This is a genomic window from Akkermansia massiliensis, from assembly GCF_018847375.1.
Classification (GTDB): domain Bacteria; phylum Verrucomicrobiota; class Verrucomicrobiia; order Verrucomicrobiales; family Akkermansiaceae; genus Akkermansia; species Akkermansia massiliensis.
Map to the genome: position 1 here is coordinate 1,096,992 of NZ_CP072036.1, position 15,446 is coordinate 1,112,437.

9 protein-coding genes are annotated in these 15,446 nt (G+C 58.3%); 5 read left to right on the forward strand and 4 right to left on the reverse strand.

The window, feature by feature from the left end:
* Window positions 1-936, reverse strand: a complete 936-nt coding sequence (locus J5W70_RS04625) for a hypothetical protein (protein WP_215832954.1) — start codon at window positions 934-936, stop codon at window positions 1-3.
* A gap of 36 nt (window positions 937-972) precedes the next feature.
* On the opposite strand from J5W70_RS04625, the gene J5W70_RS04630 reads away from it, so the two are divergent.
* Complete coding sequence (locus J5W70_RS04630) at window positions 973-1,872, forward strand: hypothetical protein (RefSeq protein ID WP_215832955.1); 900 nt, start codon at window positions 973-975, stop codon at window positions 1,870-1,872.
* A gap of 375 nt (window positions 1,873-2,247) precedes the next feature.
* Here J5W70_RS04630 and J5W70_RS04635 read toward each other — a convergent pair whose 3' ends face one another.
* Both J5W70_RS04635 and hisF read right to left on the reverse strand, forming a co-directional pair.
* Window positions 2,248-4,380 (reverse strand): glycoside hydrolase domain-containing protein, encoded by a 2,133-nt coding sequence (locus J5W70_RS04635; RefSeq protein ID WP_022396113.1) that lies wholly within the window; start codon window positions 4,378-4,380, stop codon window positions 2,248-2,250.
* Window positions 4,381-4,434: 54 nt separating this feature from the next.
* Window positions 4,435-5,202 (reverse strand): imidazole glycerol phosphate synthase subunit HisF, encoded by a 768-nt coding sequence (hisF, locus tag J5W70_RS04640; protein ID WP_022396114.1) that lies wholly within the window; start codon window positions 5,200-5,202, stop codon window positions 4,435-4,437.
* Between the two features lie 457 nt (window positions 5,203-5,659).
* On the opposite strand from hisF, the gene J5W70_RS04645 reads away from it, so the two are divergent.
* From J5W70_RS04645 to J5W70_RS04660, 4 genes are all read left to right on the forward strand, one after another.
* Window positions 5,660-6,433: a PEP-CTERM sorting domain-containing protein gene (locus tag J5W70_RS04645; protein WP_102727245.1), complete on the forward strand. Its 774-nt coding sequence runs from the start codon at window positions 5,660-5,662 to the stop codon at window positions 6,431-6,433.
* Between the two features lie 77 nt (window positions 6,434-6,510).
* Window positions 6,511-8,961: a sialate O-acetylesterase gene (locus J5W70_RS04650; RefSeq protein ID WP_022396116.1), complete on the forward strand. Its 2,451-nt coding sequence runs from the start codon at window positions 6,511-6,513 to the stop codon at window positions 8,959-8,961.
* Between the two features lie 234 nt (window positions 8,962-9,195).
* On the forward strand, window positions 9,196-10,944 hold the full coding sequence (locus J5W70_RS04655) for a TrkH family potassium uptake protein (protein ID WP_022396117.1): 1,749 nt from the start codon (window positions 9,196-9,198) through the stop codon (window positions 10,942-10,944).
* A 10-nt stretch (window positions 10,945-10,954) separates the two neighbouring features.
* The gene (locus J5W70_RS04660; RefSeq protein WP_022396118.1) at window positions 10,955-11,659 is read left to right on the forward strand and encodes a potassium channel family protein; all 705 of its coding nucleotides are present in this window, start codon (window positions 10,955-10,957) and stop codon (window positions 11,657-11,659) included.
* Window positions 11,660-11,692: 33 nt separating this feature from the next.
* On the opposite strand, the gene hrpA is transcribed toward J5W70_RS04660, so the two are convergent.
* Complete coding sequence (gene hrpA / locus J5W70_RS04665) at window positions 11,693-15,382, reverse strand: ATP-dependent RNA helicase HrpA (protein WP_022396119.1); 3,690 nt, start codon at window positions 15,380-15,382, stop codon at window positions 11,693-11,695.
* Window positions 15,383-15,446: the final 64 nt, after the last annotated feature.

Genomic DNA, 15,446 nt, shown 5'->3' on the forward strand with positions numbered 1-15,446 from the left:
CTAAATTTGATTTACCCTGGACAGAACCCTGTCCACATAATCAAAATTATTGCTATTATATCTGGAAATGCACCATTGTCTAGAAGTATTCATCCAGGCGCAGTAGTGGCCGCTTTTTCCGGGATCATAAAGAAAACCGGGGGAGCGTACCTTGGTGCCGGGTTCGTTAATCTGCCGGGAACATTTGGAAGCTCCGTTATATGCCTTAAGCGTGCAAAGCTGGGCGATGGTACAGGCCGTTCCTTCCGCAAATGAATAATCATACGGAACCCCCTGGCCTGGATTGGTATCGGCCGCACGATAAACCGGGAGAGCACTTTCAGGCGCTTCCGCCTGCTGCTGCTGGAGTTGACGGAGCATCCACCTGTGCGCCTCATTGTATTTGACAAGGATGATTTGAAGGGCTGCCTGGATGTTTTTCTGCCAGTTCCATATTTGCTCCCTTGGGATGGCGGTATATATGCCGTCTCCCCCTGCCGTTCCCGTCACTTGAAAAATGCCGTAACCGCCGGCGCCGGCGGTATCCTGGCTATGAAGCGGAATTCCTTCCGCCCCGGGCTCCCTCCGGTACTTGCCGCCTCCGGCCAAAAATTGATTGTACAAGGATGACGGGGCATTACTCCAGGAGAAGGGGTAATAAACCGCCTCGCCGCCATATCCAAATGATTCGCTTTTGCCTACGGCGGGAAGACACCATTCCATGGAGGCCAAAGTATCCGGATACATTTGCAGCACGTAGGACTGAATATACCGGGTGCACATTTGATCGTCCGGATTCTGCCCTCCGATGCGGAAACGATAGATATCCGCTCCTGTATAGGAGGAGTGGCCGTTTTTGGATTTAATTTCAAATTCCAGACTGGCATTTCCTCCAAAAAAGCCTTCATTCACCTCTTCAAGCCAATCCGTATCCTCCGCAATATTCCATAAGGACACTGGCTGTTCTTTCCAATTTTCCGGAATGGAAGGGATATGTACTGTATCTTTAGCCAAAACGGCCCGGTTGCGATCCCGGGTTCCGGCAGGGGCATCTGCATATTGGATCGCCGGGCGGCTGTAGCTTACCGTCAGCCTGGTTTTCCAGGAAAAACGCCCGGCATCCAACCCTTTTATTTCAAAATGCAAACAGGGCATTCTAGGGCTGCTTTCCTGGCCGGAACCTGTCTCTGCATAATCAATCCATGCAATCGTGTCAGTATTCCTGCCGTCCACATATCCCAGCGTATCGGAATGATCATCTTCCTGTGGTACGACCAATCTCTCCAATACTCCAAACAGCGGAGCCGGAAAAGCTTTCAAGGTGACGGGATGAATATCCACTTCCGTAATCAAAGTTCCAAAAGTTCCGCCTTCCTCACATTCCATGGAGAGCCATATGTCCTCCCTTCCCGTATTGAATTCCTGGGAACGCTTGAGGCGCATCAGCAAGCATCTGTCTCTCCATTCCCCCGGGATAATTTCACCCTCCTTGACATTCAACGAGGCGATTACTTCTCCGGTATTTTGCGACGGGTCTCCCAGCGTGACTTTAACATGGTAACTATTGTTAACCTTGTTGCCATCATCACCGCGCCTGCCCCGGTCCTTCCACGAAATTACATAAAATCCCGCGGCATAATCCGGAGTGTCAAACGAGTCCCTGTCTTCAAAGAACATGATCCTTTGTTTGATGCCTCCGGAAGTTTTGTCAGAATCCAGTTCTGCACATGTAACATGATCACTTTCTACGGACCAGTATTCTATTTTTGTTCCGCGGAGGGCATACCATTTCCGGATTCTGGAAGCACGGTCGGAAGTTCCTTCCGTGGAAGAAATGAATCCATATTTAAATTCGACGCCTTCCGCATATCCCTGATCGTGTTTCTGATTTAATGCTCCCGTTGAGCCCATCTTCCCGTTTTCAATCTTTATTTCATGCCGGGAATTACCGTTATTTACTGAAATTGCGTTATTCATTGCATTTAGTATTTTTATGGAATGTCATCGTAAATATCGGTTTTTTGGGATTCAACCATTACTTGACGAATTAAACACGGATGATACGTGCCTCTACTCCCTCCTGTTGAAAATAAGCAAATTCCATAAATGCTGCCACTACGGGTGGAAAGTCCAGAGGACTGCCCAAACTGCTCGCTCCCAGAGGCGGAAGAACAATAAATAAAGCTTGCCCGTTGTCCCCCAGCAACCTGAAAGACAAGGACAAGCTTTTTATAAAAATAAAGAATCGAAAACGCGGAAGCTATAAAATCATCTAGCGGCTTCCGTCGTTTTACGGATGATTTCACGGGCCTTGCGCACGTCGTCCTCATGGGAATCGCCGCGGCTTCTTTCCACGGTGAAGAGCTTGGAAAGCTCCTCATCCATGCGGGCCACGGCGGCTTTCGCCTTCGGGTTCTTCGCGGCGCGGGCGCGCAGGATATTGACCTTTTCAAATTCTTCCAGCCCGTCTCGGAGTTTTTCAAACCGCAGGGAACTGAGGTTGCCGGGATAAACCAGGTAGCAGTCTCCCGCGGGCCAGTTGCCGAAGTCCGTCTTTTCAAACGGATTGCGGTTCCAGGAGTTGTAGGCCCACCTCAAAAAGCCGTCCAGATGGTTGGCGGCGGCAAAGAGGGGCAGCCATTCCGCCTCCGCCAGCGGGGAGATGGTGAAGGTGTTGGGCTTTTTGGGATGGACGCAAACATAGAACGTCGTCTTCTTCCCCTCTTTCTTGCGCTGCGCCAGGAGATCGCCCGTGACCGTGTCCGCATGGTCGAGCACGGGAGAGACATCATACACGTCCCGGGTCATGGCGGTAGGCCGGTTGACGGCGGAGACGATCTTGAATTCCGGAGCATACTTGTCCAGCACGTTCTTGGCCGCCTTTACCATGGAGTCCGGCCGTTCATCCAGCCCGATGCAGGTCTTGTCCAGCCATCCCTTGCTCTTGACGTGCTTGCGGAAATCCGTCAGGAAAGGCCCCCAGATGGCTTCGTAGGAAGGGTCGTTCGGCTTGAGGTCCAGGAACTTGTATTTTCCGGTAGCTTCATCCAGATAACGGACTTTCATGTTCCACGGAATCATGGTGTAGCAGGATATCTGGCCCTTGACGCCCACCTCGTTGATCATGAAGGAAACCCATTTGTCAAAGTTGGCGTAGTTCCAGCGCATGGTTCCGTTCTTGCCCTTGATCCATTCGATCATGGGGGGGAACCAATCGTAGGTCTGGGCGTTCCAGGCTTCATCAATCAGGGAGCAGGTAATGGCCTTCTGCCCGGCATCCGCCAGCCTTTTCATCACCGGCTTCATCAGCGCGAAATGTTCCGGGGACCACGGTTCCACATCATGCCAGCGCGCCACGGCCTGCGGATGCTGCCAAAGGTCCAGGTGAACCTGCCAATTGGCGGGCGCAGGCAGAGATTCCGGAGCCACTTCCAGAACTACGGGAACGCTCACGGGAGAGCCGCTTTCCGCGGAAACCACTATTTTTCCCTTGTACACGCCGGGTTTGGCGGACGGGGGAATGTTAACTTCCACCCAGACGGGACGCACGCCCCCGGCCTGCAGGTCACAGCTGTTTTCACTGCCGATGATATCTGAAATGAGCCTGTTGCCTCCCTTGGTGTAGCGTATCATGGAGGTCCGGACGGGAATGACCTGTCCGGCAGCATTTTTTACCCCGGCGCAGGTAGCGGATAACTGGGGCTGCGCCTGGGAAGACCAGACGGCAATCTGTCCGGCGGCGCGTTCGCCCCTCCAGCCGGACAGGCGCACGGAATCCTGAAGCATTTCCTGCCTGGGAGCGCCGCTGTAAGGGATGCGGTCATAATCCTTCACCGCCGCGGCTTGCAGGTTCAGGGCGGCATCAGGGCCGTAGCCCTTGATTTCCACCAGGTGCCCTCCCTTGTCATTGCCGGCGTTGTTGCCCAGGAAGGTGATTTTGACGTACCGGACCGTCTGGGGATTGAATTTGAAGGGGACGCCTTCCGAGGTGGCCGCAATGCTGTTGGAAGACTGGTCCGCCAGCATTTTCCAATTTTTGCCGTCTTCAGAGCCTTCTATTTTATATTTGTAAATACGTCCCCCCTCCCAATACGGCCAGACATGCAGGGCGGAAAGCGCGCGGGGCTTCCCCATGTCTATTTGAAGCCAGACGGGAATGCCCTCACAGCCCCAGTATTTGCCGGCGTTGCTCGCCTGGCCGTCCACGGCCAGTTCCGGACGGTCGTTGCCGTAATGCCCGGAAGCGGTGACTTTGGCCCCGGCAAACAGATTGCCCGCATCACCCGGCGCTCCAGCGGAAACCAGGGCGGGTTCGTACAGAGGGTGCCTGTCCGGCGACTGGGCCTGAACAAAAGACGTTAAGGCAATAACGGAACACAGAGGAAAAAGAAAACGGCGCATGCGTACATTACGTACCGGAATTCCATTTTCTCTCAAGAAAAAAGAGCGTTTCCGCTATTCCGCCAACGGACGCACCGGAATACCCCTGGAGGCAAAGTAGGTTTTGGCTTCCGGCACCGTGTATTCGCCGAAGTGGAAGATGGAAGCCGCCAGCACGGCGTCCGCCTTGCCCTCCACCAGCACGTCCACCATGTGGTCCAGGCTGCCCGCTCCTCCGCTGGCGATCACGGGAATGCGCACCGCCTCGCTGACGGCGCGGGTCAGTTCAATATCGTACCCGGTTTTGGCCCCGTCCGCATCCATGCTGGTCAGCAGGATTTCCCCGGCACCGCGGCGTTCCGCCTCCACGGCCCATTCCACGGCATCCAGCCCCACGAATTTACGGCCGCCATGAGTGGAAACGCCCCATTTGCCGGGCGCCTGCCTCTTGGCGTCAATGGCTACGACGATGCACTGGCTGCCGAAGGCCGCCGCGCCTTCATTGATCAGTTCCGGACGGTTGATGGCCGCCGTATTCAGGGACACCTTGTCCGCGCCCGCCAGAAGCATTTCACGCATGTCCATTACGGAACGGATGCCTCCTCCCACGGTCAGCGGCATGAAGCAGCAGGCCGCCGTGCGGCGCACCACGTCCACCATGGTGGCGCGGCCGTCGGAAGAAGCGGTGATGTCCAGAAAAACAAGCTCGTCCGCCTGCTGGGCATCATATGCCCTGGCGCATTCCACCGGGTCACCGGCATCCCTCAGGTTGACGAAATTGGTCCCCTTGACGACTCTGCCGTCCGTTACGTCCAGACATGGAATGATTCTTTTTGCCAGCACGGCCTTATCAAGCCATCACCGCCAGCAAAGGGGAAGCCTAAAATACGGCTTGCCGCAGGATGCCTATGATGGGAAAAAACGTCTCTTTCCTACAAATATCCCGTTGCAGGCTTTCTTTGTCACCTCCATCAAATTTGAAGACAATTCCTTGAATTTCAATAAATGGATAAATGTATAGAAAGCATTTTACACACGCTTTCCTCCTCCTGTTCAATAAATGTCTGCGGATTAAGAATCCGCAAACAATAAAAAATATTAACAATTAATTTACTGTACATTTTAATGCATTGAAAATACTATCATTATAGTATTCCTGGTCTTTTTTGAATTCATCCTTTCCATACTTGCTCCGCAAGTTATACAAAATTTGTATTTCACATAAAAAAACCGGATTCTTAATCCGGTAAACGGGTAGAAATACTTCCTTCCAGTATTTTTTACTCAAAAGTTTAATAAAATGAAGAAAACACTTTCTCTTCTGGCCGTCACGCTTCTCGGCATTTCCGGCGGCCAGGCCGCCGTCACCCTGGTTTCCGGATTTTCCCGGTTTGACCAGACTTCACCGGACAGCGGCACCGCTGTTTCCGACCTGGGAACGAAGTCCCTCAGCTGGACGCTTAACGACGCTCTCTGGAATAACGACGGAACATGGACGTCCAATGCGACCAATTCAAAGAAAAACGGGCTTGACGTTTCCTCCCTTCAGCTTTCCGGAGCTGCCGGCTATACGGTGAACATTAACTTCTCCAGCGCCGCCAGCCTGGACAACACGGATTCCCTCTTCTGCGCTTCCATTGGCGGAACCGGTCTTAATTCCATTGTAGGACGCTATGAAAGCGGCAAGATAGGCATCGCCAACAATGGCAGCAGCTCGGGACGTCCCGCAAGCGGCTTAAGCAGCACCGCCATTGACTTCAACAGCCCGTTTTCACTGACTCTCTCCGTTCAGGCAGGGGGAGCCTACAGCGTGTTCATTACGCAGAATGGCACCACTCAGACCGTGTCCTGGCCCAACATGGCCCAAGCCGGAAATCTGGACCAGCTCTATATCGGCTGCTGGGCAACCTTGAACGGGAACCAGAGTTCCCCAACGGTATCCGGCCTCAGCTTCTGGGAAGGCGCGGCAACGCAGGATGACCTGGCAGCCATCATCAACGTTCCGGAACCGGCCACTGCCTCCCTGAGCCTTCTGGGGCTGGGCGCATTGCTCCTGCGCCGCCGGAGAAAGTAAAATTTCCTCTTGTCGGGCCGCTGGCGGTTTCATGCAGCCAGCGGCTTTTGTTTTTTATCCCTTTGAATCCAACTGCCATGAAATTTTCATCACTTTACCGCAGTCTGCTGTTCATCCCCATAACGGCGGCTTTCATCGGCGCGGCAGAAGCCAAGACGCTTCAATTATACATCCTGACAGGACAATCCAATTCCCTGGGAGCCGTCAAGGGGTCTCCGGCGTCCGCGGAGCTGCTGGAACAGTACAGGTCCGATGGAAGCACCAAATTCTGGCACAATAATTTCAACAAGATCACCGGCAGTTCCGTAGACTGCAATCCGCCAGCTTCCTCTTCCTGGGGTTCTGTCGTACCCCAGGTGTGCGGAACGGAGTCAAGCAATTACAACTGCATGGGGCCGGAGTACGGCTTTGCCGCCATGATGGAGCGCAAGGGATGGTCCCTGGGCGGCCCTGGCTCCGGACATGCGGACATGGGAATCGTCAAGGCCGCTCTGGACGGAGGAGGCAATTCCTATTGGAACAAAGGCACGAACGCCTATAATGCCATAGTGGAGACCGTCAGGAAGGCCTGTGAAAACGCCCTGGCCAACGGTTACGACAAGGTGGAGATCATGGGCGTAATGTACCTTCAGGGAGAGTCCAATACAGTCACTGACAGCAGTAATGCCGCCAATTCATTTTTAACGTTTCTGGACAACTTGCAGGGGGACCTTGCCCGGGATGGAGTGGACACCGGCCCTCTGGCGGCACATCAGGCCATTCTGGGAGAACAGGCCAAGTGGGGCACAACCAACGTCACAAATGCTGAAACGGGGGACGTCACAGGAGGATTCAACGGCAATGAAGGTTCTTCCGGAACAACCCGCGACCAGCAGGAAGCCCTGGCCCGGGCAAACGACAACATGGGCTGGGTTCCGACACGGGACCTCGCCAAAATCACCTCCGGCGACAGCATGGGCGTCCATTACGACGGAAAGTCCCAGATCACCATCGGAGCGCGGTATGCCTATGAGGCGGCCAGGCTGGCCGGGTATGATACGGGTACGGTCCGCAGCGGAAATTACGACGCCGCTCTCTCTTCCACGGAAGCCTGGATGAACGGCAAGCTTCCCGTGGACAGCACGGCCGTCTGGGACGCAGCCTCCTCCGCCAAGGATAACATGGTGAGTTCCGCCGCCGGAACCAACGCCGCGCTTTACGGCATCAGGATTGAAGATACATACCTGAACACCATCACCATCCGGGGCGTGGCCGTTGACGGCAGTTCCGCTCCCTCCATGCAGGACGGCCATTTGATCCTGGGGAGCGGCGGCATCGACATCGCAACCGGAAAAAACCTGAACATCGCTTCCGTGCTGGAGCTTCAGGGCGACCAGCAATGGAACATTGCGGGAGGAAGCACCCTGTCCATCCGGGGGAGCAGTTCTTCCGGCAACCATCAGCTCACGTTCATCACGGGAACGGGAGACGTCGCCATCCGCAATTCCACCCTTGCGGCTGATCCCTCCGGAATCGCCAGAGTGGAGGTCAGCGCCTACGTCAATACGGATGCCGCCGCTTTTACGGGAAACTGGACCGTCGGTCCCGGCGTGGAATTAACAATGAACGGCACGGATACCAAGACCGCCGGCTCCGGCTGGGGAACGGGCTCCGTCACGCTCCAGGGGGCAACCGTCCTTGCCGGCTGGGAACACGTGACGTCCAATACGTGGAGCAACCGTTTCATTCTGGAGGAAGGCACCGTTTCCTCCTTCGGGAGCTCCACCAACGCCACCGGAAAAGTCCTGACCCTGTCCGGCGGGATTTCCGGAAATGGGGCCTTGTCCAAGACCACCGGCAATACGCTGGTTCTGGCCCATGCCAATACCTATGCGGGAGGCACCCAAATCCGGGGAGGCACTTTGCGGCTCGGAGACAGAAACGCCCTGGGCACGGGAACGGCGGCCGTTCACATGGGAGGAACGCTGGATTTGAACCGTTATGACGTTTCCAACACCATCCGCTTGTCCGGAGGGGAGGTGCTGAACTGGGGCACCGTTGCACGGGTAGAAATCGGCCACCAGGTGGTCTGGGCGGACCAGCACCTGGAGGGAACGCTCGCCTTGTCCGACGGCTCCCGTATCCTGGCCGGCAATTCCATGACGCTGGGAACGGCCGACAGCCTGGCGGCGGGGAATTTTACCGTGGAGCTTTCATCCACGAATCTGGTGGAAGGAGGCGAAGGGTTGGCCGCCATCATCATGACGGGAGGCGCCTTGAACCTGCTGGACGGCCTGACTCTGGACGTCAGCGGCATCCTTGCTCGCGCCGGCACCATGTCCTTCAGAATTACGGACATTTCAGGGGGTACCCTGGAAGGGCTTTCCTCTGCGGAAGATTTTTCCCTGGCAGAGGCCGCCCATGGCTGGAATGTGCTGGATTACGACGCTTCCACGGGAATCGTGACGCTTTCCGTCCCCGAACCGTCCTGTGCCCTGCTGGGGCTCCTGGGCATGGCGGCTCTGCTGGCAATGCGCCGCAGGGCCTGACTTTTTCCCCCTGCTCCCGAAGCCAGCAGGAGCGCCGCCAGCCTTTGCGGCGCTCCGTGACCGGACCTGAACAGCCCGGGGATTTAACTGGAAGTTATGCCTTCCTCCCCCCAGCCGCCTTTCCTCTGCGCGCGTTGGAAATAACCGGAGTAAACAGGGCGAAATGGGGCAAACGGCTTAATAGCTTTTCTTTCCATGTCCAGGTGCTAGACTCCGCGCAAGGCATCTCCACCCATGACAACCACACGCTCGGGATTTACCAAACTTGCAGCTATCTGCATTGCCATCCTTCTGGGGGCCGTCATCTGGGAGCTGGGGTGGCCCCTGACGCATGCGGAGCATGAATGGTCGCGCCTGATTGCGGCCGTCGCCACGCTGGGCCATTTGACGGGCGTGCTGGGCTCCTTCTTCCGGAAGGAGATCAACCACCCTTCCCTGAGGCTGCTGATTTTCCAGATTATCTGCTGCCTGCTGATCTTCCTGCTGATCGCCAGGGAGCAGCAGGAGGACAGTTACATGAGGTTTACGGAGCTTTCCCGCCTGGTGATTACGGCAGGGCTGATCGCCATCCCCACGCTGATGTCCCTGACCAGGATTTTTGAATGGCTGCTGGGCAAGCAGAAAAAAGGGCGCCCGCTGATGGCTCCCGCCATGCAGTTTGTGACCTCCCTGGGGGTGGTCATCCTGGCGGGCACCGGGCTGCTTCTGCTCCCCAATTCCACGTATCCCGGCATCACGCTGAGCTTTACGGACGCCCTGTTCACCAGCACCAGCGCCGTGTGCGTCACCGGGCTGAACGCCGTGGACTTCGCCAGCACTTTCACCCCGCTGGGGGAAATGTTCACGCTTGCCCTCATCCAGATCGGCGGGTTCGGCATCATGACGTTCGCCTACTTCGTGGCCATGGTGGCGGGCCAGGGCTTTTCCCTGCGTGACCGCGTGCTGCTGACGGACCTGCTGGACGAAGGGAACCTGGGGTCCGTGGTCTCCTTCATCACCACCATCGTAGTCAGCACGCTGTTCATTGAACTGTGCGGGGCCGTCCTCCTGTACTTTTCCTGGGAAGGAAAGGATATCAACCTGATGGGGGAACCCCTGTGGTGGCACTCCCTCTTCCACTCCGTTTCCGCCTTCTGCAACGCGGGTTTTTCCACGTTCCCGATGAATCTGATGGAGCCGGGCATCCGCCTGTGCTACAGCGGGCAGGCCGTCATCATGGCGCTGATCGTATGCGGCGGCCTGGGATTCGGCATTTACAAGGAAATCAACTCCCGCCTGGTCAACCGCTTTCTGGCCAAGCACCGCCGCCTGCGCATGCAGTGGACCCCGTATTTCAAACTGGTGATGATCGCCACGGGCATTCTGCTGGCTGGGGGCGCCCTGTCCATTTTCGCCGTTTCCGCCCCCCACACTTCCGAACCGTTGGGGCAGCACCTCTGGAGCTGCCTTTTTGACAGCGTCACGGCCCGCACGGCGGGATTCAATATCAGCGACTACAGCCGCTACCTGCCCGCGGCCAGCCTCATCATGTGCGGCCTGATGGTGGTGGGCGGCAGCCCCGGCGGCACGGCGGGCGGCATGAGAACCACCACCTGCGCCATTGCGGGCGCGGAAATCCTGCGCATCCTCCGCGGCCGGGACCACGTGGAATTCTTCCACCGCCGCATTGACCAGCGCACCGTGGCGCGGTGCGTGATCACGGTGGTGGTCTCCTGCGCCTGGATCGGCTGTTTCACCATTCTTATTTGCAGCCTGGAGCCCGCCATGAGCTCACTGGATATCTTCTTTGAAAACTGCAGCGCTTTTGCTACGGTAGGCGTGTCGCGGGGAATCACGCCCAATCTGAGCGACCCTTCCAAGTATCTTCTCATCATCAACATGCTCGCCGGCCGCGTGGGGCTTTTCGCCTTCCTCATCGCGCTGGCCGGCACCCCTACCCCGCGGCATTACCGCTATCCATCCGTCAAAATTCCGTTAACCTGAACATACCATCATGAGATATACCGTTATCGGCCTGGGCCAGTTTGGACAGGAGCTCTGCACGGAGCTTTCCGCCCGCAACATTGAAGTAGTGGCCGTCGCCTCCACGGATGAAGAACTGGAGCAGATCAAGGACCTGGTGACTTACGCCGTGGTAACGGATTATACCAATCCGGCCGCCCTGCGGGAACTGGAGCTGGACGACCAGTCCGCCGTCATCGTCGCCATCGGGGACAGCTTTGAAGAAAACCTCCTCGTCGTCACGCACCTCCAGAAAATGGGCGTGCGCTACATCTACGCCCGCGTGATGAGCCCGGTGCACGAGCACATTTTAAGCCAAATGAACGTGTACGCGCTCATCAACCTGTCGCGCGTGGCCTCCAAGCAACTCGCCAGCCAGCTGGAATCCCCGGAATTCCTGCGCGTCTCCCCCATGGATGAGAACCACAGCATCGTGGAAATAGCCGTGCCGCGCATCTGGGTGGGCAAACGCCTCCGGGACGTGGGCCTGCGCACGGAGCACCATCTCAACCTGCTCACCATCCGCCGCGGAGAAGCCCAGACCCCGCAGGGGCGCCGGGAAATTCTTTCCATCCCGCGCATTCCCGTCATTGGCACCCCTTCCCCGGACCTCGTCTTTGAAGACCACGACATCCTGATCCTGTTCGGCAAGGAGACGAACCTGATTGAATTCGCCCAGTTGTCCAAGGGCCTGTAAACCCGGACCAGTCCCATTCCGGAAACCGGGCTTTCAGGACAGCTCTTCAAAAGCGGTCATCAAGCGCTTTTCAGAGATACGGCCCTTGACGGAGATAGCGGGGGCGAAGACGGCCAGGCGGTATTCTTCCAGCAGATAGCCGTACTGCGTCCAGCGCGGGTCGCCGTCATGTTCCGGCAGGGCCTGATGCCAGGGGAGGTACACGCGTTCAAAGAGGTCCAGGCGTTCCAGCTCCCTGGCCAGGGGCTGCTGGCCGATGCGCCTGATGCGTTCCGCGATGCCCTGCATGTACCGTTTCAGGTCCGGCAGGCGTTCCGCTCCATGCGCCCACAGGAAGCGGGAGCGGAGCAGCCAGTCAAGCTGGCGCCGGAGATCAGCCGTGATGCGCTCCGTATGGCGCACGCCCTGCTGCGCGGCCATAAAGTCCCTGGCGGCATGCTCCGTGGCCGCTATCAACTCCCAGACGTCCGCCACGCTGTGGGCGGCGTCAAAGAGGTTCTGGCGCAGGCTCATTTCCGCAGCGGCGAATTGTTCCGCCGTGCGCGGGAGGGGGCGGCCCATGGCGATCTCCGCGGAGACGTCCACCAGGTCGTCCGCATTGGTGGACGGGTCCCTGCCCAGCATGTGCAGGGAAAGCTTCCCTTCCAGTTTCAGCGGGAATTTCTTGCGGAGGTGGTTGAGCTGGTCCGTCTGGCGCAGGCGCATGAAGCGCAGGCAGCCTCTCCGGTGGGCTTCTTCCGCGCGCAGTTCATCCTCAAAAACGCGGACGCCTACAGACGGGCCTTCATCCACCAGGGCTACGTAACCCGGCCTTCCCGCCACGTCCACCGTGCGCTCCAAATCTCCGCAGGTCCATTCCTTCATTCCGGTTACGGATACGATGTCCGCCGCTGTTTCCCGGAACCGGCGGGAGAGCTTTTTGCCCAGCCGCGCATTCAGCTCCGCAACGTCCGTACCCATGGCAAGCTCTTCTCCTTCGTCGTCGCAGACCCAGATTTTCGTGACCAGCTCCGCCGGAATGCGGTTCATGTCAAAGAAGGAGGGAGCGCAGAAACGCCCGGTTTCCGCTTCCACGAATTCCGCCAGCTTCTGCGCCAGCGGCCCGTCCGGATCCAGGCCATGCCGCAGCTCTGCGAAGTATGCGGCCTTCTGGCTGATGGGCTGGAGAAAGACGCGCAGGTCCTTGGGAAGGGTGCGCAGCAGGCATTCCGCCCGCTGGGCCAAATGGCCCGGGACGCCCCATTCCGGCAGCCATTCCGGCACGTCCGGCAACTGGTCGATATGGACGCCCAGCGTCACGCCGTCATCTTCCGCGCCGGGGTCATTCTGGTAATACACGGCGTATTCCGCGCCGCCGCAGGAAATTTCATCCGGAAAGCCGTCCAGAAGGTCCCTGCCCCAGAAATCATACATGGCCTCCTGCGGCGGAACGTGCAGGGCTTCCGGGTTGTCTTTTTCCATGCTTCCGGCCCAGCGCAGAAAGGCCCTGGCCGTGCAACAGTCCTGCGGAATGAGCCTGTCAAAGAATTCAAAAACGCCTTCCTCGCACCAGACCTGGTCCGGGCGGCGCAGCTTCAGTTCTATCTGCCGCACTTCCTCCCGGAGCGTTTCCAGATGCCTGATGCATCCGGGTTTCGTACGGAAACCGCCGCCCAGCAGCCCTTCACGGATCATGATTTCCCGCGCATGGGCGGGATTGATGCGGCCATAGTGCACGCGCCTGTTGTCAATGATGCGCAGACCGCCGCACACCACGCGCTCCACGGCGTAAACCGCGCCCTGCTCTTTGTCCCACCGGGCTCCGGAATAATGGGATTCACAGAGATGGGGAGCCACCTGTTCCACCCATTCCGGCTCCAGCCGGGCGGCGCGGCGCATCCACAGGCGCGTGGTGTCCACCAGCTCCACGCCCATCACCCATTCGCTCCGCTTCTTGCGGCGGAACAGGCCGGAACCGGGAAAGATGCCGAAAGAGCGTCCCCCGGCGCCGCGGTATTCCCGGTTGTCCGCATCCCAGAGGCCGAACTGGCGCGGAACGCCCGCCAGGATGCTCCGGTGAATCATGGCGAAGGAAGCCTGCCGTTCCACTTCCGCCTCCAGGGGGGGGATCCTGCATTTCAAGGTCTCCTTCAGCAGCCGGGAAAGGTCTTCCCACAGGTTGAACCATTCCATCATGCGGTTGAAATTGAGGAAGTTTTTCCCGCACCATTTCCGGAGCTGGTTTTTGTGCCAGCGCCGGCCTTCCCGGAACTGCCACGCAGCCTTCCACAGTTTGAGCAGGGACAGGAAATCGCTGTCTTCATCCTTCCACTGCGCGTGGGCCTGGTCCGCCTTCTGCGCGGCATCCGCCGGACGTTCCCGGGGATCCATGATGCCCAGGCCGGCCACAATCACCAGCATCTCCGGCAAGGCCTGTTCATGCTGCGCTTCCAGCAGCATGCGGCCCAGCCGCGGGTCAATGGGCAGCCGCGCCAGCTTCCTGCCCACGGGCGTGAGCTGCCGGGCCTTGTCCAGGGCGCCGATTTCCCGCAGGGTGCGGTAGCCCTCCGTGACCAGCTTGGAGGAAGGAGGGTCCGGAAGGGGGAATTCCGGCATTTCCGGAAGACCCAGGTCCTTCATCCGGAGAAGAGCCCCGGCCAGCGCGCTGCGCCTGATTTCCGGGTCCGTGAAGTCCGGCCTGTCCTCCCAGTCCTCCTCACTGTACAGGCGGATGCAGACGCCCTCGCACACGCGGCCGCAGCGGCCAGCACGCTGGCGCGCGCTGGCCTTGGAGACGGGTTCTATCTGAAGCCGCTGCACCTGCCGCGCCGGACTGTAGCGGCTGACGCGCGCCAGGCCGGAGTCAATGACGTAAATGATGCCGGGAATGGTCAGGGATGTTTCCGCCACGTTGGTCGCCAGCACGATGCGGCGGCAGCCGCGTTCCGGATGAAAAATCCTTTGCTGGTCTCCAAGGCCCAGCCTGGCAAAGAGGGGGAGGATGCGCGTATTCCTCAAATTCCGGCCTTCCAGCTTTTCCGCCACTTCACGTATTTCACGCTCTCCGGGGAGGAAGACGAGCACGTCCCCGCGGTCGTCCAGGGTGTCCAGCCAGTCCACGGCGCGCGCCACATGGGCGGGGAGCTCTTCATCATCACGCAGAGGCGGCAGGTAATGAAGGTCCACCGGATAGGTACGGCCTTCCACCTGGACGATGGGGGCGCCCCCGAAGAACTCGGAAAAGCCACCCGCATCCAGCGTAGCGGAGCTGATGACCAGCCGCAGATCCTTCCGCCTGTCCAGCAGAAGCTTCAGGTAGCCCAGCAGAAAGTCGATGTTGAGGCTGCGTTCATGGGCTTCATCCAGAATCAGGGTATGATACTGGCGCAGGTCCGGATCATGCTGCGTTTCCGCCAGCAGAATGCCGTCCGTCATGAACTTCAACCGCGTATCCGGCCCGGCTTTTTCCTCAAAGCGCACCTGGTAGCCCACCAGGCCGCCCAGTTCGCAATTCAGTTCTTCCGCCACACGGCGGGAAACGGAAGCCGCGGCCAGCCTTCTGGGCTGGGTGCACCCCACCCTGCCCCGCGCCTCCCCGGCAAGCTCCATGGCCATTTTGGGAAGCTGGGTGGTCTTGCCGGACCCGGTTTCACCCACCACCACAATGACCTGATGCTCCCGCATCGCCGCCAGAATGTCGTCCCGGCGGCGGGAAATGGGGAGGTCCGGATAAGTGATGTTCATGATGGAGGGGAGAAAAAAACCCTGCAAGAACGTCCTGCAGGGTTGATGGAAAAGCCGGAAAGGA

Bases quoted from the DNA above. Each gene is read 5' to 3' on its own strand.
- J5W70_RS04630 (WP_215832955.1), top strand. From the start codon at position 973: ATGTACTGTATCTTTAGCCAAAACGGCCCGGTTGCGATCCCGGGTTCC.
- J5W70_RS04635 (WP_022396113.1), bottom strand. From the start codon at position 4,380: ATGCGCCGTTTTCTTTTTCCTCTGTGTTCCGTTATTGCCTTAACGTCT.
- J5W70_RS04645 (WP_102727245.1), top strand. From the start codon at position 5,660: ATGAAGAAAACACTTTCTCTTCTGGCCGTCACGCTTCTCGGCATTTCC.
- J5W70_RS04650 (WP_022396116.1), top strand. From the start codon at position 6,511: ATGAAATTTTCATCACTTTACCGCAGTCTGCTGTTCATCCCCATAACG.
- J5W70_RS04655 (WP_022396117.1), top strand. From the start codon at position 9,196: ATGACAACCACACGCTCGGGATTTACCAAACTTGCAGCTATCTGCATT.
- J5W70_RS04660 (WP_022396118.1), top strand. From the start codon at position 10,955: ATGAGATATACCGTTATCGGCCTGGGCCAGTTTGGACAGGAGCTCTGC.
- hrpA (WP_022396119.1), bottom strand. From the start codon at position 15,382: ATGAACATCACTTATCCGGACCTCCCCATTTCCCGCCGCCGGGACGAC.